A 20,807-nucleotide genomic window follows, 5' to 3' on the forward strand; every position below is an offset into this window, starting at 1 on the left:
CCATAGTCATGGGCCTGGCCGTTCTTGTCGATGACCGCGGAGAACCGCCCGGTTTCAGGATTCCAGAACATGCGGTTGGCCAAGTCCTTCACGTCCGCCGCGTGCCGGTCCAGCGCCTCGGGCTCAAACGCCAGTGCCCCGCCAGGCACGCCCCACCCGGGGTTGGCCCGAAGCGCGTCCTCAAGTCTGCTCATGACGAGAAGCGACGCAAAGTACTGGTTCGTGGCGTAAAGGTCGTCCCAGCCGAAAGGGAGGAGGTCCCAGTAGTTGCTGCCAATACCCTGACCGTAGTGGATGATCTTCTTGCCGTCGGGCATGAGTTCGAGTCCCGAGATCCCGGTATGGCCGGTCCATTCGTTTCGGATGCGGTCGTGTGTCTGGCCGCCCATGGTGGTTGCCTGGTAGCGCAACGCCCGGCGCATGTCGTTAATGACGGTGCGCAGGAACGCGAGGTCGCGGTTCCACCGGAAATAGTTCCAGCACGCCAAGATGTAGATTGGGTTGTTGATGGTGTGGCGGGTGTCATAGACGGTGAAGAACGAATCAATGTTGAATTCCACGCCGGATTCGCCGGGCGCGAGGGCGATGCGGATACGCTTGATCTCGCCATCCCACTGGGGGTGCGTGTGCATGGTGATCATCGAATGGGTAGAGCCGGTGGCATGCTCGTAATCGGGATTCCCCGAGTCGAATCCGAAATACACGCGGCGTGCCGCACTGAAGGCGTCGTCTTCCTTGCGCATCCACTCGACATAGGGCAGTTGCCCGTGCAGCGGGGCCCCTGAACGGGTCCAGCGCAACTGCAGAAACGGGGCGTTGAAGGCCATGATGCGCGGCCCTTCCGGCGTTACGATCATGGGCGATGAGCCCGTAGAGGTCAGACGCCACTTCTTGTCTGCAATGCCCTGGGATTCGCAGTTGATGAGTTCCCATCCGTCGAGGGCCTTCTGGCGTGCGAACGGCGAATCAGGATGGTTGCGGAGCGAGTCCCACACCCAGCCCGGTCCGTCGTCCTGAAAATACCAGCCCGCGCCGAAGCCGTCGGGCCCGGTTGGTCCCTGGGTCCACATGGGGAAGGGCCATCCTTGCTCATGGGCATGCGAGAAGTGCTGGAACGTCCACACGTAGCCGTCCGGATTGAGCCGAATAGCGAGAAGGTCGCCGCGCTGAATGTCTTGAATGGGCGCGGGCCAGCCGGGATGCACCGCCCCGCCCATCCATTCGTCGGAAGTGGTCAAGTATTCCTTGTTGAACAGCACCGGCGAATGGCCGAGACGCGTGCTGAAATGGTGCCAGAGATACCGGTTAAGCAAGGCCGCGTCTTCATCGTGGCCCGCGAAGTGAAACCGGGGAAACTCCGCGGGGACGTTGTCGGCCAGGTCCGCCGGGGGCGTGAAGAGAGGCGATGCTTCTTCCGCGACAGCCACTCCCGAGGCCAGACCGACAAAGACCGTTGCAGCCACAAAACAAAATGAACGCGCCATGGGCAGAATCCTCCCCCCGCACTCTGGATGTTTGGCAGGGGCAATGTCAATCGGACTTGAATGAAGGGCGAAGGGGAGGGATGCGGGGCTGACGTCTGGCGCTCCCATGAGGAAGTCAATTGTGAATGGAGGCGATGGAGACCTAGCGGTCGGAAGAGTGGCCCGGTCAGGAGACCGTGCCACAGCGGAGGAGACTGTGGCACAGCGGAGTGGGCAAGGCGATGTTCAGAATAAGACGCTATCTCTTGATTGCCGCTGGGCAGAGCAAGCACGCAAACAAGCGGAACAAACGACAGGCCCTGCCACGTCATCTTCACTCGCATCGAGTTTCCTGCGCTTGTCCGTCCTGGTACCTCAAGAACGCCCTGCCCGCAAGAGGAAACCTGTGCGGCAAGAACACATTCAACCATCACTCGGGATAGGCCATGACCTCGACCAGGTGGCGTCCGGTATTGGCGGAGTTGCTTGTCTGGGTCACGCGAATGAAGCGCGCTTCGCGCGGCGGGAAAACGCAGGTGTATCCCGAGCGGGTGGACTCAGCGGCGTTGTCTCTGCGGTCCGCGGCGATCTCCCATGTTTCTCCATCGGAGGATGTCTCGACCAGGAATCCGTAGTGCCGGGTGTCGCCATAGTAGCCGACAACGACGACGCGTCCGACAGAGGTGGGCATCCCGAGGTCAACCTGCCACCAGGCAGGTTCAGGCCCGATCCCGGCGTCGGTTGCCCAGTACCGCTCGGTGTTGCGGGTTCGCCCGTCATTGGCGAACTCGGCCGGGTACTGCGGAAGGGCGTGCGAGCACGAAACCGGTTTGCCGGTGGTCAGACTGACGGCGTCGGGTTCCCCGCGTTTGGCGAGGCGCGGTCCGTAGACTTCATGCACCCGGCGCGCCTCGGGTATCGGGTCGCCCACGGGTTCGGCCGGGTACGGTTCCCGTCCGTGCAGCCACTCGTTTTCAAAACGGAGGACGTCTTCCTTGAACCGCTGCTGGCTGAACGCGTTTCCGTCCTCGAGATCGGCCCTCAGATGGTCCACGAAGAGCTCGTACCGTTTCAGATAGAATCCCCGCAGCAATCCCGACCATTGTTTCTGGGCGTATTCGTTGAGGTGTCCGCCCGGATTATCCCATGAGGTGATCTGGATACGGGCGTTATACTCGTAATGCTGCTGCTCGGCCTCGTTCGTTGCCCAGCGGCTGGCGTCGGCAAGCCATCTGCCGAGCAGGAACTCCTGCCGGGTGGCCAGCAACGTGTCCAAATCGCGGATCAACGTCAGGAATCGTTCTGCCGCATCGCGAAACTCTTCGGGGCTTCTTTCGCGGTAGGCTTGAAGCATATCGGCGTGGGCGTCAGCGCTGTACAGCGCCAATATCTCGCGGGTGACGTCCACGAGATCGTGCTGGTAAGTATCCTGGTTTCCCAGGGCATCGGCGCACGCCAGCAAACGCCCCCACGCATCATAGAGCGACTTCAGCGAAGCTTCCGGCAGGCCGCCGGGCCAGTCGGACACGTTGGGCCGTGCGCAAACCACGGGGGCGTAGGGGCCTGTCCGGCGGTACAGGCTTTCCTCGATGAGCCGCCACGCTTCGCTGGCCTCGGGCAGGGCTTTCCCGTATCTGCGCCGCGCGTAGTCCGTCACCCACGAGTCGACGCCGGGGGCGTCCTCGCGCCAGGCCATCTCCGTGAAGAGGTCGTAATAGACCGGGTTATTCTCGATTCCCTCCATGATAAGGCCAAGTCCAACCAGTTTGCGGCGTGCGGGGTCGTTGCGGGCCGCGGCTGTGGCGGACGCGATGTCCCGGAGATTGCCAAACATCCCATCGCGGCGCCCGAAACTGTGGACCACGCTCCACACCCAGGGTTTGCCGTAGAACGCTTCGGTCTTTGTCCATGCGGGATTGACGTCGCAGAACAGGTCGAGCACCACCATGCGCTCGTCGGGCACGGCCGTGAGCAGGGCCCGGGTTTGCGGCGGCTTCCAGAAATCGGGGGCGTTGACGAAGATCCACCCTTGCATGACCCACACCGCATCCGGGTCCGCGGCCTTCATGGCATCGTATACGCCCCTTCCCATGGCGGCAAGGAATTCGGGGTCGGAACTGGGCGGCCGCATCTCGATGAACGTGTCGGCGGCATAAAAGTGGTCGGTTCCGAACTGCCGTGTCTGTTCCTCGACGAACGCCTTGCCGATCTCAACAAACCGGGGATCCCGCGGATCGACAAACCAGGTTCCCGGAAACCCGCACCAGCTCGGCAATTGCTGGAGTTTCACGTCCGGGTAGATGCGCGTGATGGCCTCGGGAACATGCCCCGTGAACCCCTGCAGCACGGGGGTCATGCCCAGTTCGCGCTCGCGTTCGACAATGCGCTTCTGCAGTGCCAGGTGCCGGTCGAGCCATGCCTGGGACGAGGGGCCGCACCAGCCGTCCATGCATCCCATCCATCCGAAAGGCAGAAAAGCTGGGCCGACGAAGAAGGCATCGAGCTCGCTGCCGGTGAACCCCATGTTTCGATAGACGGTCTGCCAGATGGCTTCCTGGCCGGTCACCGACAGGGGCATGTTGATGCCGTTCAGGGCCATCCAGTCGACCTCGCGTTCCCAGCGTTCCCAGTCCCACCACGCCATGGAATAGGAGAACGTGCAGTAGTTGAAGTAATAGCGGTATTTGTAAGGGCTCACGTGCCGGAACGGGGCCGCGTCCGGCAAAGGCTCCGGCAGCGCCAGTTGGTTCCCGCACCAGGATACGTGGCATTGGCACGGGTACTTGAGGTACCAGTGGAGTCCGGAAGCCATGGCAACGCCGCTTGACCCGCGTACGGTAACCCGCCCCGCGCTTGCCTCGACCTCGAAGACATCGCGGCCGTTGTCGGGGAGTATGGTCTCGAAGGCGAACGCCTTCGCGCGGTCCCCTAGAAGGCGCGCGGCGAGACCCGCCACAGCGTCCTCGGGCGAGGATTCTGCCGGGGATGCGGTACCGATTGCGATAGCTGCCCACGCAACAATGGCCATCACAAGTGACTGGTGCATTCGTGACATATCTGTCTCCCTCCACGTTCACTCTGGTGGGCGAAGGAAGGCGTTGTCAACCCAGGAGGCCCCCAGCGTGGGGCTTGTCACGCGGGAAACCAGATGCTAGATTCGTGGGGAGGCAACGCTGTTCTTGTCATAACAGGCAGACCCTGGGAATCAAGGGGAACAGAACAATGAGTGGTCCGGTGCGCCTTCTGCCGGGAGAGCGCGAAGATTTGCACCCTCGTCCCACGTACGCGATACCCATCACGCTGCTCGTTTGCGGGCTCGGACTGTCGGGGATGGAATATTACTCGATTGTGCACGATGGTCTTATAGAGGTTACGTGTTTGTTCATCATTCCCGGGGCGCTGCTTTTGGGAGTCATCGGAATTATCGACCCTCGCGTGCCGAGTTCGATCTTGCCCAACTCTTACGGGTACCCGCTGCATCTGAAGGTCATCGCTAACGGCTGCTGGGTTATAAGTTTGCTGGCAGGCGGTGTCCTGTATTACTTCTTCGTTGCGTAAGACGGGCCGGTTTTCAAAGGCCGTCAGTACTGCGTCTGCGTGCCCATGAACATGCCGGCAACCTTCCACGCTTTGGCGGATTTGACCAGGAACGCGGTGAACCGGTAGTCGCCGAGACCGAACACGACGTTGGGCGCTTTCCATTTGCCGGTTACGACCGTGATGGTTCCGTTGGTAACGGCGTGGATCTCGGACATCTCAGAAATCTCGGGCCGGCCCACTTCAATGGCGTAGCGCGCCATGGTGAGATAGTGTTCGGGGTCCACGTAGAGAAACAGCTCCATGCCGCCCTTGCCCATAATGCTCAGGAACGGCTCCGGATAGAGGTACCTGCGCAGATCGGTCATCTGGCCTTCCCGGACCACCCGCTCCCATTCCTTCACCACCATCACGGCATCCCGGGCGGCTTCAGCGGGAAGCAGCTGGTCCGCGGGGAAAATGCAGAGGGCGGTAAGACGATACGCTCCACCGGGACCGTCGGGAAGGGCCGTGAAGGCAGCCAGCCAATGCTCGTTACCGGGGCCCTCAAGAATGGCCCGGCCGGTGGTCAGTTCGCGGGCGCTTTCAAATACGCGGAACGTAGCGGCCGTGCCCGCGGGCAAAGCGAACGCGGCGGACGCGTCAGGATTGTGTCTGAGATTGTCGCGGCGGACGACAGTATAGCTTCCATCGCCCTTGCCTGCTATCGCAAGCGAACCAAGAGGCGAAAACAGCGACCACAGGGGCGGAGTCTGGGTTGTCAGGGAGGTTTCGATCTGGCCGAGAAGGGTTTCAAGACCCTCGCGTTCCTCGGGAAACACCTGAGCGCACGCGCAGGCGCCCACGTCGCCGACAAGTACCAGAACAAGAGCAGTTCGCAGCATGGCGCGCGCTCCTATGGTTGCGGGACCGGGTTGTTGGTTGCCAGGGCGGACATCAGGGCAGTTGCGGCGTCGCCGGTTGCCACCAGGTAGACCGGGCTGCGTACCGCCTCCGTTGGCAGCGCAGCAGGATTGCCCCAGCGGTCGTAACAGGCCACGCCTTCGGGAATCGCCTGCGGCAGGGGCTCGGGGTCCAATCCGTTCGCGTGCAACACCACTACCGTGCTGGGCCCTTTCGCATAAGGCCGGTCATGAGACTGGGCAAACACGTGCGCGCTGATGTCGTGGTCTGGCAAGAGCCGTTCGACGTAGTCCGCGCCGTCAACGAAATGCGCGAGGGCGGCCAATGTGAGGTGAAGAGGACGCAACAACGGCCCGGGCTCAACGATCATGTGCGTCGAATAGCCGTGGTGCGTGTAGTTATGGACCGAGTACGCAAAGAATCGTTGGACGTCCGAGGCGATGGTCGTCAGGTACATCCGCGCGTACTGGTCGGCGCACCACGACCAGTCGCCGGTGAGCACGGGTTCTGCGAAGGAGAAGAAGGAACCGTGGAAGATCGTCACGTCGGGTCCGCCCTCGCTGAACATAAGAGGTTTGGGTTGGCCGTATTGCTCCTGGGCATTTCGCAGACGCTTTGCGATGCGGTCGATGGGGTCGTTGGGGTAGCCGTGCATGCTGGGGTCGTAGCGGTGGAACGACAGCACGTCATAGTAGTCATACGCCCCGGCGGCGAGGGTCATGGCGTCCCAGTAAGGTGGCCAGGTGTCGAGCCCGATGACAACCGCGTTGGGATTGATGGCCTTGGTCTCCGTATAGGCGATCTTGAGTAGCTCGGTGTAGAGTTGCGGGTTACCCCCCTTGAAGAAGCCTATCGGATTCCATGGTTCGTTCCAGACTTCCCAATCGTCTATGGCGCCCTTGTAATGTTCGACCACCTTTTGCACGTAATTGCGCCATTTCTCGGGGTCTTTGGGAGCGCTGTAGATGCTGAAGTAGCCTTGTTCCTCGGCGCCCGATTCCCAGGGAGGCGCGCTATCGAGCATGCCAAGAATGCAGAACCCTTTCTCGTGAGCCAGCGCGACCTCGTCGTCGTGCCAAATCCATTGGCCGGGCTCGGGTTCGATCATGCCCCATTTCGTAATGCCGGACGCGTCGTGAATCCGCAGCCACTTGTAGCCCAGACGGGACATCGCTTCGAGGTCGGGCGCGATGAGTTTCACGTGAATGCCAAAGTACGAGTCGCGGAAGGGCGCCGGAAACGGGTCCGGGGCCCGCGCCAGCAAAGTCTCCGTCATTGGCGAGAGGGGTTTGCCGCTCTCGTCGACAACGGCCGCCTCCACGCGAAACATGCCGAAACGGTTTGCGATGTCTCCATGGATTTCGCATATGCTGCTCCACGTGCCCGCCGCGTCCAATGGAATCGCGGGCTGTTCGGCGCATTCGCCGGTTGTGGAGACGACGCGCGTCTTGAGTTGCGCCCCTCGTGCGGTGACGCCCGCCACGCGCGCCTGATAGCGCAAGGGGGCGGCCCCGGCGACCACGCCCCACGGCTCCTCGGGCGCCAGGGCAACCGATGCCGAATGCCAGTCGGGCTGCCAGTCCGCCGGTGGTTGCGGCTCCGTAACGCCCAGCCAGAGGCCGTCCAGCCACAGGGTAGTGTTGGCGCCCTTGGCAGCGAGGCGCAGGTAGTAACAGCCCTTGACCGCTTCCGGCAGCGCCTGCGTCATCCGCAGCTGCTGCCAGTCCTGCGAGGCGGCGGCGGTCTTCTCGAACGCGAGCGTATGGCGGGTTTCATTGTCGTGAAGGGAAACCGACACTTGGGCGCCGGCCGGCTCGCCGCGAAACCAGAGGAGGAGCGTGTACGGTTTGCCATCATCGAGGCGGCGTGCGGGTGAGGCAAGCTCCACCGTCCCGGCTTCGCCGAAGCGAATGCATCCCGCCCCCGGACCGAGTTGGCCGGTCCCTGTCTCTGCGTCCCAGGCGTAGTTCTCGCCGCTGACCAGCCATCCTCCCGGGGCGCCAGCCCCGAAGCGTTCCAGAGCCAGCACATTGCCGTTCTCAAGAGCGGCGGTTTGAATCCCGGCAAGCCCCAACGCCGCTGCCAATAGGAGAAATGTCATCTGGGTTCGGAGACATCCGTGCATGGTGTTTGCCCCGGTTTCCGGTTGCGCAACCCTCGTACGATTCGCCGACAGAATAGCAGAACAAACGCAAGCGCGTCCGGTACAAAGCCGAGGAGCGGCACCTTGCCCCACCCGTGTTGTCGCATCCCTGGTCCAGCGCCGCCCTCACCCCCTTTTCATATCTGACTATCAGTCACGTTCCTACGATCCGTCAAACGCAGTGAAAAAAATAATCGCCCCTCATCCCTCGAGAGACGAGCTCCCGTAAGCCAGTATCGATTCCTCCTCAAAGACCTCTTTCCGGATTCGTGCCACAGTCTTTCCGTAATCCCACTCCGATGACAACGGCTTCCACCCGTAGCCGTCGCCCAGAACATGGCAATTCTTGAAGATTGCCGCGTACGGATCGCGCAAACCAAGGTGATCAAGTGGCGCGCCGCCAAGTATCGCCGCGAAACCGCCGTCCGTGATGGCCCAGAGTCCGAAGGTGATTTCCTGGGGCGAATCATCCGGCCGCAATACCAGGTCTCCGCACGCGACCGCTTCCTGAACCAATCCAATGAGAATCTCGTTTACCGCGATGTCCGACGTCTTGAGATCGGGTTGTCTCTCGGCGGGTATCTTTTCAATGATGGACTCGGCGTTCATGATCTCCCAGATGCGGACGTCGTCGGGATACAGGCGCGCGTGCAGCTCTACGCCTACGCCGACGGCCACCACGCGCTCACGGGGGCGTCCGTCAAAGGCCGCCCCACGGGCAATCAGGTCGAGCCGCTGCTTGCGAGAACGCTTGCCGAGTTCGAGTATCAATTCCTCTTTGCAGCCAAAATGGAGATAGATGGTCCCCTTCGAATACTCGGTTTCCTCGGCAATGCGGTCCATGGTAAGACCGTGAAACCCTTTATCAAGCAACAAGCGCCGGGCTACTTTAAGGAAAAGGTCTTCCCGCTCGCGGAGTTCCCGCTGTTTTCGTGCATGTACGCTCATGTCTCGATTCTATGACGAAGCGTCAGGGTTTTTCAACCCGTCAAGGCCCCCAATTCCCGGCCGGCTCGCGACGGGCGCGGTTCGCCGAAAGTATAGCCAAAATAGCCGGGGTAATGCCAGCGTTCCCGCCGATGTGGGTGCCGTGGATGTGACGCGCACACGCCGTTTCCGGCGGGCACGGAGCAGTGTTTTTCGGGGAAAGAGGCCTTTGGTGTCCCGTCACCGGTCATTCGCCAAGGACAATCTGGGCATACACGATGGTATCGCCTGTGCCCGCCCCGACGAGATCGATGGTATCCGATGGCGCATTTCCGGAGCGGGTGTTTGCCAGCAGAAACGAGCCCAGCGGCAGAGGCATCGGCACAGGGATGAGCGCGCGTTCGGCCTGCGGCGGAAATATGGGCAGGAGATAATTGCCCGGCGCACCATCGATCCCGGCGTAGAGGAGCGCGTACACGTCGCCGTCTGCAGTGACATGGAACCGTGCGCAACCCGGCTGCCGGGTGTCTGTCCCTTCGAAAAGAACGTCCCGGGCGACCACCTGGCCATCGCGCACGACGGCCAGATACAGCGAGTCTATGACCGAAAGTCCGGGGAAGAATTTGTCACGCATGAGTGCGGAACATACAGGCCGTTGGGTGTACAGAATATAGGCGTCGCCATTGGGCGCGATCCAGAGGTCCTGGTTAAAGATGTGGCCCGCGGTGGCGTCTACGTTCGCGATCTCGATGGGCGCGGCGAAATTCCGCGAGCGGATGTCGGGGGTCCACGTGAAGTGAAGTATTCGGAAGACATAGTCCCACGTCTGCTGGGTCTGTTCGAACTTATACGCGGCCCATTCCTTGACGGGTTCCTGGATATCGCCGATGGCGAGGATATAGGCGGCGCTGTTTTTCAGGGCCGCTTGCGGGTAGCACGAGCGAATGGGGAACGTGACCTTGCCCTTGCCCAGAGTCTCGCCTTCCGCAGTCATATGGCACCAGTTCTGCTCGCTCGTCTTGGCGTCAATATTGAGCATGAGCATCTCCTTCGCGTCCCGGTCCGCCGCGAATCCCCGGTAAGAATGGTCCGTAAAACTGGGTTCGCCTTCCCAAACCGGGCTCAGCTTCCGGGTTTCGGCCGGGTTGTCCACGCCGAACTTCAGCAAGTAGGGAGTACAGGGGCCGTACTTGGTTCCGGGAGGTTGCGTGGAGTCGTTGACATTCAGATAGAACGAATCGGGGCCCGTCGTCGCCAGTACGGCGGGTTCACGCTGGCGATACCCCTCCGCCTCGGCGAACACGCTCCACCCGGTCTGGGTTCGCTTGTGCAGCCGCCAGCGGGTGTTGCACAGCAAAGGCACGTCTTTCCCTGTTTCCATCTCCGACACGACAACGGCGTCGCCAACACGACTGACGGTAGTGCAGCCGGAACTCCAGAACGGCCCCGACCCGTTGTTGGCCGGGGTATGGGTGTAGAGCGTTTCTTCGCAGGTAACTTCGATCTTAAGCGCCGCCGGCACGGCGGCGAGAACGTCCGTTGCGGCGGGACCCGCGGCGCCGAGGCCCAGACTTGAAAGCTGCACCTCGTGACTCAAGCGGGCATGGGGTTCGCAGAGCGCCGGGCTGGCCAGCCCGAGAAAGCAACGGGCCATCTCCAACAACACAAGCATAGTCATGGCAATGAATCCTCCTTCCACCCGCCATCGCCGCCGTCGGGGCGGTTGTCCGAAGTTCTCCCGTGAGATGCACGCGGTAGCGGGCGCATTCTGTGGCACGGGACAGGCGATTTCAAGCGGCCGGTACGAATCCACAGAAATGACTGCGCTCCGGCAACGGCGCGCTCAGTTCGTCCCGCCCTGCTTTTCTTCTTGGCGGTATTTCTGGAGTTTGTCGGCGACGCCGAGGAGTTCGGGATCGAGGCGGTGCGCCCGTTCCCACTCCTCGAGCGCTTTCTCGACCTCGCCTTGTAGGAAGTAGGCATCGCCCAGGTGGTCGCGCACCACGGCGTCATCGGTTTCGAGCCGCAGGATGGACCGCCGAATGTATTCGACCGCCAAATCGGCCCTGCCCTGCCGGTAGTACACCCACCCGAGGCTGTCCAGATAAAACCCGTTCTCCGGAGAAATCTCCAAAGCCCGCTCGACCAGCTCTTCGGCGCGATCGAGCTTGAGATTGTGGTCCGCATAGAAGTACCCGAGAAAATTCAGCACATCGGGGTCGTTGGGGTCCAGTTCGAGGCACGCTTCCAGATGCTGTTCGGTGTTGGCCAGGTCGTTCATCTCTTCATAGAGGATGGCCAGGTAGTAATGCACCCATTTGTCCGGGCCGAACCGGCCGAGGGTTTCAGTCAAGATGCGCTCTGCCGGCCGGTTGCGCTTCTGCGCCATGAGAATGCGCGCGCGAAGAATGTCGAATCGCTGTGACTGAAATCCGGTTTTGGCAATATCGTCCATGTTCTCGAAAAGGAAATCGCCCGTGGGGTTCACGCCGAAGAGAAACAGCAGGTCCTGGAGGTAGGCCTGGCTTTCAAGGTCGATATCGCCATCCACTTCATCGAGGGACTCGAGCAGAGGCAGGTAGGGTTCGCCGGACAGCTTGCGCGCGATTGCCCGGAACAGGGTCCCCATGATGGGGGCGTCGTTTGGCGGCGCCACGCGCCCGGCTTCCATGGGATTGCCGGAGCGCATCCACAGGAACATGCGTGCGAGGTGGTGCAGGGGCTCCGCGTTCTCCTGCTCACACAACACGTTGAATTCTTCGAGGGCGTCGTCATACCGGCCCAGACGGGCGAGGGCCGCGGCAAAATGCTCGCGGGCGGACGCGTCGTCGGGCGAGGATGCGAGATACCGCCGGAGCTGGGCCGCCGCCGACTCGTTCTCGTCCAACTCCAGATGAATCAGGCCCAGGATATTGCGGGCATCGGTCAGACCCGAGTCAAGCTCGAGCGCTTTCTGCAAGCAGGCCTTCGCTTCGTCGTTTTGGCCGATACGGGCCAGGCTGAGCCCCAGCCGCTCGAGCAGCATGGCGGAATCAGGATGCATTTGCACGAGTTTCAGGTAGATATCAACTACCGAGACAAGATCATTGGACTCTTCTTCGGCCTTGAGCAGTTCGTCGTAGATGAACACATTGAACGATGTCAGGCTGAGCGCTTTGTTAAAGGCATTGGACGCTTCGTCGTAGAGCTCTTGTTGGCGGCAGATGCGCCCGAGGATGAACCAGGCGCCCGGGTCGTCCGGATACTCCGCGACAAGGTTCTCGGCATAGCCGCGGGCGTTCTCGAGATCATGAACCATAAGATAGCCACGGATGATCTGCTTCGCGAGAAACGGCTCGTCGGGAGCGCATTTATAGGCTTGAACGAATTCGTCGATGGCTTCCTCGAAACGGCCGTTCCGGTAATGGATATCCCCCATCAGATAATGATTGAACGCTCTTGCCCGGGGACTGATTTCCGGCGGAGTGGAGCTTAATGTGCTGCACCCCAGCACCGCCAGGAGGCAGAACGCGGCGGTCAATGTGCGCATGAATACGAATCCTCATCCGGTTCGGTAAACAGAAGTCCTGTCTCAAGGGGGCGAGCAAACGGAGCGAAGGATTTGCGGTGGTGAGGACACGCCCCGCATCGTTCGATGGCCTCGAGGTGTTCGCTTGTTGCGTATCCCTTGTGCTGGGCGAATCCGTATTGAGGGAACTGACCGTCCAGCTCATCCATGATCCGGTCGCGCGTGACCTTTGCCACAATGCTCGCGGCCGCGATGGACTGGGAACGGCAGTCTCCTTTGACAATGCGGCACTGGGGAATGGGACAGCCGGCGATTTCGAAACCGTCGACGAGGAGATAGTCCGGCGGGGGCGCCAGCTGGGCGACGGCACGGTACATGGCAGCATAATTCGCGGACTGAATGCCCACCCGGTCGATTTCCGCGGGGGACACGACCGAAACCCCGATGGCGTGAGGCCCGTTGTACAGCAGCTCGAAGAACAGGCTCCGCTCGGCCGGGGCGACTTGTTTGGAATCATTGAGGCCGTCTATGGGGTGGCCCAGCACGACGGCCGCGGCAACAATCGGGCCAGCCAGCGGGCCGCGCCCGGCTTCATCAACCCCCGCTACCCGGACAAATCCCTGCTCGTTCGCCGCGCGCTCGAAGGTGAAGGCCTGCAATTCCTCGCGCCAGTGCGCCGCCTGCCGGCGGATTTGGCGCATACACGCGCCATACAGCTCCCGGGCGCCGGTTCTGGGGTCGTAGCGCAATGCCGCGAGGAAGGCGTGGGCATACGGAGGACCCGCCTCAACACGGGCACGCAGGTCGTTTATGGTGCGTTTCGGCATCGCTCCTGTCCCGGCCACAGCAGCCGCTCGGGGAATTCATCCAGATGGCGTCACGCCAGTAGAATAGCCCGCATGCGCGCCAACCGCAAGGATGGGCGAATGCGGGCATCACTTCATCATCCAGTCGGGAACAGCCGCCGTCAAAAAGCCGCGCCTATCGATTCTCCGCGCCGCTTGTGGAACGGGCCTTCGCTTTCACGCGCGCAGCCTTGCCGGCGCGCTCGCGCAGATAGTACAACTTGGCGCGGCGCACGTGACCCTCGCGGATGACATCGACTTTCTCGACGCGCGGCGAGTGGAGCGGGAAGACGCGTTCGACGCCCTCGCCGAACGCCACACGGCGCACCGTGAACTTGGCGGTGGGGCCTTCGCCGCCCTTGCGACCAATGACGACCCCTTCAAACACCTGAATGCGTTCCTTCTCGCCTTCCACGATCCGAAAGTGGACCCGCACGGTGTCGCCAACGTTGAATTGCGGCACGTTCTCCGCGGCCTTTTTTTGCCCCTGGCTGAGTTCTTCGACTACCTTCGGGAATTTCACGGCTGTTCTCCTCGCTTCCGTTCTGCTTCTTCCCGGTCGATTTCCTCCAGGAGCAGACGGTCCTCTTCACTACACAGTTTCAACAAGTCCGGACGGCGCGCGCGCGTCACGCGGAGCGCCTCTTTGCGCCGCCAACGCTGGATGGCGGCATGGTTGCCCTCACGCAAGACCATTGGCGCCCCGATGCCGCGAAAAATGGGCGGGCGCGTATACTGGGGCGGTCCCAAGAGGCTTTCGTAAAACGAGTCCGTTGTGACGGATTCCCAGTCGCCCACCACCCCGGGCACCATCCGGCTTATCGCTTCAATTATCACCAGCGCAGGCAACTCGCCTCCGCTGAGCACGTAATCGCCAATCGATATCTCTTCGGTGCACAGCGCCGTGCTCACGCGCTCGTCCACCCCTTCATACCGCGCGCACACCAGGACAAGGTCCGGCTCGGCTGCCAGTTCGCGGACCAGTTCCTGGTCCAGCCTGCGGCCTCGTGGCGACATCAGCGCCACCCGCCGCAATGAATTGCGGCCGGCCAGGCTTTCTATCGCCGCCGCGATCGGCTCACACCGCATCACCATGCCCGGACCGCCCCCGTACGGGGCGTCGTCCACGGTGCGGTGACGGTCGGCGGCAAAATCGCGCACATTCGTCACGGAGACCTCGAGCAGCCCCTGTTCAATGGCTTTGCCTAACAGGCTCGCCCGAAGCGGCGCCTCGAAGAACTCCGGAAACAGCGTGAGCACATCAATGCGCATCGTCCACCGCAAACGGGGCAATATCTCGCACGAAAATCGCCCCGGATTCCCAATCTATGCGTTCAACTGCTTCCCTGATCACCGGCAGCATGATGCTGCGTCCATCCGGGCACTTCACTTCAATCACACCGTGGGCCGGCGTTTCTAACGCGCCCACGACCTTGCCTATTGCGGTTCCGCCGGGTCCGACCAAGCGCATGCCGATTAGAGCATCCGTCTCGAGGCGCCCCAGAAGAGCGATTGCGGCCTCATCCGCTTCCCACAAGACCTCCGCTCCTCGCATGCCGGCTACGCTGTCGCGCGGCGTTCCCGGCGTGAATTCCACCACAACCGCCCCGCCCGGCCGCCGCAACGCGGCCACAAGCGGCCGCACTTCGCGGCCGTCCGTCAAGCGCAAACGCAGCCGGCCCAGAAAGGCCTCGTCGGGAACGTCCCCGGCTGCCGCGCGAACGCGCACCTGCCGTTTGGCTGGGTTCACCGAATGAACCGTGCCGGCCACGACGACGCGCCTGGTCATGAATCCTCGAGACGCAAGCCTACTCCACGATTTGGAGCGTTGCCCGCGTGTCCTGTTTGTTGGCGGCAGTATTCAGGATGGTGCGGATGGCTTTCGCCGTGCGCCCATCCCTGCCGATAACCTTGCCCATATCGTCCGGGTGGACCCGCAGTTCAAAACACTGGCCATCCTCGTTCTCGATGACCGTTATCTGCACATCCTCGGGATGATCGACCAGCTTTTTCGCAATGAACTCGATGAGTTGCTTCACGTTGCGAATCCTCTTCGCGGCGCGTTCCCCGGAGCAGGCATTCTCCAGTCCCGCTCCGCTTTACCCCCGGTTCGCACCGGGGGCCCGGGGGTTCACGTTGCCGCAGTTTCTGCCGTTTCGGCTGCCGCGGCCGGTTCTTCCGCCGGCGTTGCTTCCTTCAGATCTTCTGGCTTCGCGCCTTTGGCGTACATCTCCATGACGCCTTTCTTGGCCAGAAATGACCGCACGGTATCCGAGGGGCGTGCGCCTTGGCACAACCACTTCAGGGCGCGCTTTGCATCGATTTCCAAGCGCGGTTCGGGCCGTGCGCAGGGATGATAGAAGCCGATTTCCTCGATTACGCGGCCCTGGGTGCGGGTCCGTCCGTCCACCACCACCACGCGGTAGTAGGGGGCATTGGTGCGGCCGCCTCGCTTCAGACGTATTACTGTTGCCATTGTTCCTTTCACTCCTGGCCGCGTTCTTCGCGCGGCCCTGCTCTTATGCCGTATCAGTCAGGGCGCCATTAGTCATGAAATGCCATATCGAACGCCACACGCTAGAAACCGGGCATGATCGGCATGCCCTTGCGGCCCTTTTTCCCGCCTTTCATCATCTTCTTCATCATCGTCCGCATCTGCTCGAAATCTTTGAGGAGCCTGTTGACCTCCTGCACCGAGGTCCCGCTGCCATCCGCAATGCGGCGGCGGCGGCTGCCGTTGATGAGCTTGGGTTTATGCCGCTCCTCGGGCGTCATCGAATAGATGATCGCCTCGACATATTTCATCTCGTCTTCGTCCACATCCATCGCCGCCTTGCCCATCATCTTCTTCATGCCGGGAATTTTCTGGACCAGGTCGCCAATGGACCCCATCTTCTTGAGTTGCTGCATCTGCTGCAGGAAATCCTCGAGGTCCCAGGTGGCCTTGCGCGCCTTTTCCTGAAACTTGAGGGCCTGCTCCCTGTCGACGACCTCCTGGGCCTTTTCGACGAGCGAGACGATGTCGCCCATGCCCAGGATTTGATCGGCCATGCGCTTGGGATGGAACGGCTCGAGCGCCTCGAGCTTCTCACCGGTGCCCACGAACTTGATCGGGCAACCGGTAACGCTGATCAGGCTGATGGCCGCGCCGCCGCGCGCATCGCCGTCCAACTGGGTCAACACGACGCCCGTCAAGGGCAGCGCATCGTGGAATTGCTTCGCGCTGTTGACGGCGTCCTGCCCGGTCATGGCGTTGGCGACAAACAGGATTTCGTGAGGCGACACCTGGCTCTGGATGCGGCGGACCTCGGCCATCATCTGCTCGTCCACGTGCAAACGGCCGGCGGTGTCCATGATGATGACGTCGCACTGGCGCATCTGGGCTTCCCCGCGCGCCATCACGCACGTGTCCACGGGGTCGGCGTGTTCCCCGAGGCTGAAACACTCGACTCCGGCTTGCTGCGCCACGACTTCCAACTGCTTGATGGCCGCCGGGCGGTACACATCCGCGGCCACCAGGAGGGGTTTGTGGCCCTTTTTCTTCAAATGCAGCGCGATCTTGCCTGCGCTGGTCGTTTTTCCTTGACCCTGCAACCCCACCATCATGATGAGGGTCGGCGGGTTCTCGGCAAATCTCAGGGGTTCATTCGAGCCGCCCATGGTCCGCACGAGCGCGTCGTGAACAATCTTGACGATCTGCTGGCCCGGCTGGATGCTCTCGAGCACTTTCTGCCCGAGCGCCTCCTCCTGGACGTCCGCGATGAACTGCTTGACAACCTTATAGTTAACGTCGGCCTCGAGCAGCGCCCGGCGGATTTCCTGGAGGCTGTCCTTCATGTTTTTCTCGGTCAGTTTTCCCTGACCGCGAATATTCTTGAAGGCGGCTTCCAGCCGTTTTGTCAGCGATTCGAACATAGTTCTCGCACGTTTTGAAACCTGGCCACGATCTGAAAAAGGGCAGATCTCACCCGAAGTCGAGGGCGCATATTAACATACGGACACAGACCAATGCAATTCTCACTCCCGCCGCTGTCACTCCGGCCGCTACGGCAAGAGCGGCATGTTACAGGCTTCGACCCTGATCGAAGGCAGCCGGATGAGCATCGCCGAACTCGAGGTCTACGCCGCTGAATGACCGCTTCGTTCCGGGCGCGACGGCTCAGCGTAGCTGCTCCATGCATTCAATGACCGCGGCGCAGATGAATTCGTTGTCCGCCGCCGACATGATGGGATGGATGGGGATGCAGAACAGCCGTCCGCCAATCTGTTCAGACAGGGGCAGCCGCTGTCCGGGCGTCTGGTCGCGCAGGAATTTGCGGTACTCGTAGACCGGTCTGTTGGCGACCACGCAATGTACGCCGTACACCTCCGCCAGCATCTGCATCAGCGAATCGCGCTTTTCGCCCGCCCATTCTTTCGGCGCAAGGCTTGTGTAGAGATAGAACGAGTGTTTACAGTCAGCAGGTTCGAGGGGGAGCGTGAGGCCCTCGACACCCTCGAGCAGTTCGTGGCGGCGGCAGGCGAGGGTCCGGCGCGCCTCGACGAAGCCGTCGAGGCGGCCAAGCTGGACAAGCCCCACGGCCGCCTGCACTGTCGTCATGACGTTCGAGGTGCCCCAGATGTCCGTGGTCATCCCATAGAAGCGCGTGGAACGGCAGAACTCCGCGACGCCGTCATCGTCGGTCGTGATCATGCCGCCTTCGCCGAGGGTCGTCATGTTCTTCATGGTATGGAATGAGAAGACATTCATGAGCCCGCGTTTGCCGATTTTCGTGTCCTTGTATTCCCCGCCGCACGCCCGCGCGCCGTCGCCGATGACAGCCAGCGGCCCGTGTTTATCGTGGGGATGCCGCCTGGCCAGTTCGAGGTAGTCGTCCATGGGCGCCGAAAGTCCGTTCATGTGGACCGGGAATATCGCGCGGGTGCGGGGGGTAATCTTTTTCTCGACGTCGTTGGGGTCGAGTTCGAACGTACGGGGGTCGACCTCGCCCCAGACCACCTGTCCCCCCGCGCCAATCACGGCAAGCGGAGCGGCTACGAAATTGACGGCCGGCACGATGACCTCATCGCCCTGCTCGAGTTCCAGATAGCGCATGGCCATGTCGAGACCGGGTCCGGCGCTGTTGATTGCGACGGCATGTTTCGTGCCTGTATACGCCGCGAAGGCCGTCTCGAACTCAGGAATGGGTTGCGCACTGAACCCGAATCCGAGGCTTACATCAGACGCGCGCCGCATGGCCTGTACCGCCGCGTCGACCTCGTCTTCTCCGTATACACTGCCCAGCAGGGGCTCTCCCTGCCACTGCACCTCGCTGCGGGATTTGGCGAGGAGATTCTTTCGTTTCTCGGGGCTGATCATTGGACAACGTCTCCGGGTACCAGGGCTATTTTGAGGGCTTCCTGATTCTTCAACAGCGCGACGGCGCGGCTGTACTCGCTGAGCGGCAGCGTGTGGGTGACCAGTGTACGTAGATCCAGCTCGCCGTTCCGAATATGGGTCATGGCGCGTTCGGCGCCCTCCCGCGTATGGGGTTGCGCGCCCGCCAACACCAGGCCGCCCCAATACTCGGGCAAGAACGTATAGGGCTCGCGCTGTACCGCAAACAGCACGACCAGCTCGCGCGTGATGGCCATGGCGGCCCGAACGGCCCCAACAGTACCCGCGCAGTCGAAGCAGGCATCAAGCGCGCCGTTCGCGTTGCGCGGAGGGACCTGGGCCATCGCCTTGGGGTCTGTCGGGTCGAGCGCACAAGCGGCTCCGAACCCGCTGGCCAGGGCGCGCCGTTGCGGCAGCGGGTCGAAAGCGAGCACGTCGGCGGCCCCGCCAGCACGTGCGAGCTGGACGCACACCAGCCCCGCGGGACCCAGCCCAAACACCCCTACGCGCTTGCCCCGCAACGCGGCGAGCTTTTCGGCGAACAGGATATGCACTGAAACGCACATGGCGAGTTCGAGGGGGGCGAGCGCCTCGGAGGGCAGGCCCTCAGGCGCGGGAATCAGCACGGCTTCGTCCGCGGCCACGTATTCCGCATAACAGCCTTGGACGTCGTGACCGCGGTCGCGCCACACGCAGACCCGCTGGCCCTCGGATACCGTGGTCACCTTCGAGCCCGTGGCCACTACGCGGCCGACGGCCTCATGACCGGGCTGGCCGACGGTGTAGGGATAATCGAGGGCGCCTCCCGCGAACATGGGCTGACCGCCCAGGATGTGCATGTCCCAGTGGGGGCAAGTTGTCACCGCCTCGATCTGCACCAGGGCTTCGTTCGGCTCCGGTTTCGGGGCTGGAATATCCACGATGGCGGAGCGCCCGGGCTCGAGAATCTGCAGGGCTTTCACGGAATCATTCCTCCTCCTCGAAGAGCATTATTCCCAGTCCAGAATGACGCCCAGTACAGGCTTCGTGCGCTTCACAATCAGCTCCCATGCGTCCGCGGCCCGTGCCGCCGGGAAGTGATGGGTGATGAGCGGCAGGGTTTGCAGATGCCCCGCGGCAATGAGCGCGAGGGTGTCGTCCATGCGTTGCTGCTGCCAGCCCGACGGCGTGTGAAGCGTAAGCTCGCCAAACCGCACCTGCTGCACGTCCAGCAACGATTCGGTCCCGTAGAATCCCGCTGAGACAATGTGCCCATTGTGACAGCAGAGAGGGCGGCAGGCCAGGACGGTGTCGATTGAACCGACCGTATCCACGAGGACCTGAATGCCCTCGGGCGCCCATGTGTTGACCTGCGTTTTCAAATCATTTTTCGCGATATTGAGGCGCTTTCCGCCGTGCGTTTCCGAAAACATGGCGAGCCGTTCGTCGTGTTTTCCGGCGAGCATCACCTCGGCGCCCCGCCATTCGAGAGTCTGGGCAGACCAGTGGCCGACCATGCCGTCGCCGATGACTAGCGCCTTGTCGCCCACGCGCACTGGGGGGCGCGTGCCGCAATTGTAGCCTACTTGCGTCAGGACCAGTCCGCTGGCCGCGACCGGCGACAGGCCTTGGGGCAGTTTCCAGATCTGGGATTTGTGGCAGACCTTGGGCGAGATATGACCTCCGGCGGGTTCGTACATCCCCTCGATATGGCCGAGCGCGCTGAACACCCATTCTCCGGGTTCAAGGCCGGCCACGTTCGCCCCGGCGGCGGTCACGATACCCGTGCTCTGGTAGCCGGCCGCAATGGGAAACGGCCACGGATCGCCTTCGCGGTAGGGCGTCTCGCCGTTGATGCGTTCTCCGCGCAAGAACGACCCTTCGGTGCCGTTACTGATCCACGAGAACCGCGTATCGACGACTACGTCGTTGGGGCCGGGCTCGGGAATAGTGACCGGCATGTATTCAACCTTGAGCCGGTCTGTGAAGACAACTGCATGACCCTTCACGCTGGTTTCCCCCTGAAGTTGTGGTGCTGCGCCAGGGGCCTATCATGCAGCAGACGCCCTCGCGCTTCAAGCGACCGGGGCTTTCGAGGCGGTATCCTGACCCCTGAATGTGCTAT

At 62.1% G+C, this 20,807-nt stretch carries 18 protein-coding genes; 1 reads left to right on the plus strand and 17 read right to left on the minus strand.

Going from position 1 to position 20,807, the window contains the following annotated elements; all coding sequences use genetic code 11:
* A partial coding sequence (locus tag PLJ71_04615; protein ID HQM47946.1) for a hypothetical protein occupies positions 1-1,484 on the minus strand: 1,484 nt, incomplete at its 3' end.
* A 409-nt stretch (positions 1,485-1,893) separates the two neighbouring features.
* Positions 1,894-4,518 carry an alpha-N-acetylglucosaminidase TIM-barrel domain-containing protein gene (locus PLJ71_04620; GenBank protein ID HQM47947.1) on the minus strand — a complete coding sequence of 875 codons (2,625 nt, stop codon included), beginning with the start codon at positions 4,516-4,518 and terminating at the stop codon, positions 1,894-1,896.
* A gap of 167 nt (positions 4,519-4,685) precedes the next feature.
* Here PLJ71_04620 and PLJ71_04625 point away from each other — a divergent pair, with 167 nt between their 5' ends.
* Positions 4,686-5,021, plus strand: a complete 336-nt coding sequence (locus tag PLJ71_04625; protein ID HQM47948.1) for a hypothetical protein — start codon at positions 4,686-4,688, stop codon at positions 5,019-5,021.
* Positions 5,022-5,044: 23 nt separating this feature from the next.
* Here PLJ71_04625 and PLJ71_04630 read toward each other — a convergent pair whose 3' ends face one another.
* From PLJ71_04630 to PLJ71_04700, 15 genes are all read right to left on the minus strand, one after another.
* On the minus strand, positions 5,045-5,884 hold the full coding sequence (locus tag PLJ71_04630; protein HQM47949.1) for a hypothetical protein: 840 nt from the start codon (positions 5,882-5,884) through the stop codon (positions 5,045-5,047).
* Positions 5,885-5,895: 11 nt separating this feature from the next.
* The gene (locus PLJ71_04635) at positions 5,896-8,004 is read right to left on the minus strand and encodes a hypothetical protein (GenBank protein ID HQM47950.1); all 2,109 of its coding nucleotides are present in this window, start codon (positions 8,002-8,004) and stop codon (positions 5,896-5,898) included.
* 243 nt (positions 8,005-8,247) lie between these two features.
* Positions 8,248-8,994 (minus strand): TetR/AcrR family transcriptional regulator, encoded by a 747-nt coding sequence (locus PLJ71_04640; protein ID HQM47951.1) that lies wholly within the window; start codon positions 8,992-8,994, stop codon positions 8,248-8,250.
* Positions 8,995-9,220: 226 nt separating this feature from the next.
* Entirely contained in the window at positions 9,221-10,651 is a 1,431-nt protein-coding gene (locus PLJ71_04645; GenBank protein ID HQM47952.1) for a hypothetical protein, read from the minus strand.
* A gap of 165 nt (positions 10,652-10,816) precedes the next feature.
* A complete protein-coding gene (locus PLJ71_04650) occupies positions 10,817-12,502 on the minus strand; it encodes a tetratricopeptide repeat protein (protein HQM47953.1) in 1,686 nt (561 codons plus the stop codon).
* The gene (locus tag PLJ71_04655) at positions 12,490-13,308 is read right to left on the minus strand and encodes a ribonuclease HII (GenBank protein ID HQM47954.1); all 819 of its coding nucleotides are present in this window, start codon (positions 13,306-13,308) and stop codon (positions 12,490-12,492) included. The genes PLJ71_04650 and PLJ71_04655 overlap by 13 nt, the downstream gene beginning before the upstream one ends.
* A gap of 154 nt (positions 13,309-13,462) precedes the next feature.
* Positions 13,463-13,849 (minus strand): 50S ribosomal protein L19, encoded by a 387-nt coding sequence (gene rplS, locus PLJ71_04660; protein ID HQM47955.1) that lies wholly within the window; start codon positions 13,847-13,849, stop codon positions 13,463-13,465.
* Positions 13,846-14,598, minus strand: a complete 753-nt coding sequence (gene trmD, locus PLJ71_04665) for a tRNA (guanosine(37)-N1)-methyltransferase TrmD (GenBank protein HQM47956.1) — start codon at positions 14,596-14,598, stop codon at positions 13,846-13,848. The genes rplS and trmD overlap by 4 nt, the downstream gene beginning before the upstream one ends.
* A complete protein-coding gene (locus PLJ71_04670; protein HQM47957.1) occupies positions 14,588-15,115 on the minus strand; it encodes a hypothetical protein in 528 nt (175 codons plus the stop codon). Before PLJ71_04670 ends, trmD begins: the two co-directional genes overlap by 11 nt.
* Before the next feature lie 19 nt (positions 15,116-15,134).
* Positions 15,135-15,365, minus strand: a complete 231-nt coding sequence (locus tag PLJ71_04675) for a KH domain-containing protein (GenBank protein HQM47958.1) — start codon at positions 15,363-15,365, stop codon at positions 15,135-15,137.
* A 92-nt stretch (positions 15,366-15,457) separates the two neighbouring features.
* Positions 15,458-15,802, minus strand: coding sequence for a 30S ribosomal protein S16 (gene rpsP / locus PLJ71_04680; protein ID HQM47959.1), 345 nt, complete (start codon positions 15,800-15,802; stop codon positions 15,458-15,460).
* A 101-nt stretch (positions 15,803-15,903) separates the two neighbouring features.
* The gene (gene ffh / locus PLJ71_04685) at positions 15,904-17,241 is read right to left on the minus strand and encodes a signal recognition particle protein (GenBank protein ID HQM47960.1); all 1,338 of its coding nucleotides are present in this window, start codon (positions 17,239-17,241) and stop codon (positions 15,904-15,906) included.
* A 244-nt stretch (positions 17,242-17,485) separates the two neighbouring features.
* Positions 17,486-18,685, minus strand: coding sequence for a DegT/DnrJ/EryC1/StrS family aminotransferase (locus tag PLJ71_04690; GenBank protein ID HQM47961.1), 1,200 nt, complete (start codon positions 18,683-18,685; stop codon positions 17,486-17,488).
* A complete protein-coding gene (locus PLJ71_04695; protein ID HQM47962.1) occupies positions 18,682-19,665 on the minus strand; it encodes an alcohol dehydrogenase catalytic domain-containing protein in 984 nt (327 codons plus the stop codon). Before PLJ71_04695 ends, PLJ71_04690 begins: the two co-directional genes overlap by 4 nt.
* Positions 19,666-19,692: 27 nt before the next feature.
* The gene (locus PLJ71_04700; GenBank protein ID HQM47963.1) at positions 19,693-20,691 is read right to left on the minus strand and encodes a zinc-binding dehydrogenase; all 999 of its coding nucleotides are present in this window, start codon (positions 20,689-20,691) and stop codon (positions 19,693-19,695) included.
* Positions 20,692-20,807: the final 116 nt, after the last annotated feature.

The sequence above is a fragment of the Candidatus Hydrogenedentota bacterium genome, from assembly GCA_035416745.1.
Lineage (GTDB): Bacteria > Hydrogenedentota > Hydrogenedentia > Hydrogenedentales > SLHB01 > UBA2224.

Excerpts from the sequence above, each read along its gene's own strand:
- PLJ71_04650 (HQM47953.1), bottom strand. The coding sequence starts at position 12,502 with ATGCGCACATTGACCGCCGCGTTCTGCCTCCTGGCGGTGCTGGGGTGC.
- PLJ71_04655 (HQM47954.1), bottom strand. The coding sequence starts at position 13,308 with ATGCCGAAACGCACCATAAACGACCTGCGTGCCCGTGTTGAGGCGGGT.
- PLJ71_04640 (HQM47951.1), bottom strand. The coding sequence starts at position 8,994 with ATGAGCGTACATGCACGAAAACAGCGGGAACTCCGCGAGCGGGAAGAC.
- PLJ71_04690 (HQM47961.1), bottom strand. The coding sequence starts at position 18,685 with ATGATCAGCCCCGAGAAACGAAAGAATCTCCTCGCCAAATCCCGCAGC.
- trmD (HQM47956.1), bottom strand. The coding sequence starts at position 14,598 with ATGCGCATTGATGTGCTCACGCTGTTTCCGGAGTTCTTCGAGGCGCCG.
- ffh (HQM47960.1), bottom strand. The coding sequence starts at position 17,241 with ATGTTCGAATCGCTGACAAAACGGCTGGAAGCCGCCTTCAAGAATATT.
- PLJ71_04630 (HQM47949.1), bottom strand. The coding sequence starts at position 5,884 with ATGCTGCGAACTGCTCTTGTTCTGGTACTTGTCGGCGACGTGGGCGCC.
- PLJ71_04645 (HQM47952.1), bottom strand. The coding sequence starts at position 10,651 with ATGACTATGCTTGTGTTGTTGGAGATGGCCCGTTGCTTTCTCGGGCTG.
- rpsP (HQM47959.1), bottom strand. The coding sequence starts at position 15,802 with ATGGCAACAGTAATACGTCTGAAGCGAGGCGGCCGCACCAATGCCCCC.
- PLJ71_04625 (HQM47948.1), top strand. The coding sequence starts at position 4,686 with ATGAGTGGTCCGGTGCGCCTTCTGCCGGGAGAGCGCGAAGATTTGCAC.
- PLJ71_04635 (HQM47950.1), bottom strand. The coding sequence starts at position 8,004 with ATGACATTTCTCCTATTGGCAGCGGCGTTGGGGCTTGCCGGGATTCAA.
- PLJ71_04670 (HQM47957.1), bottom strand. The coding sequence starts at position 15,115 with ATGACCAGGCGCGTCGTCGTGGCCGGCACGGTTCATTCGGTGAACCCA.
- PLJ71_04620 (HQM47947.1), bottom strand. The coding sequence starts at position 4,518 with ATGTCACGAATGCACCAGTCACTTGTGATGGCCATTGTTGCGTGGGCA.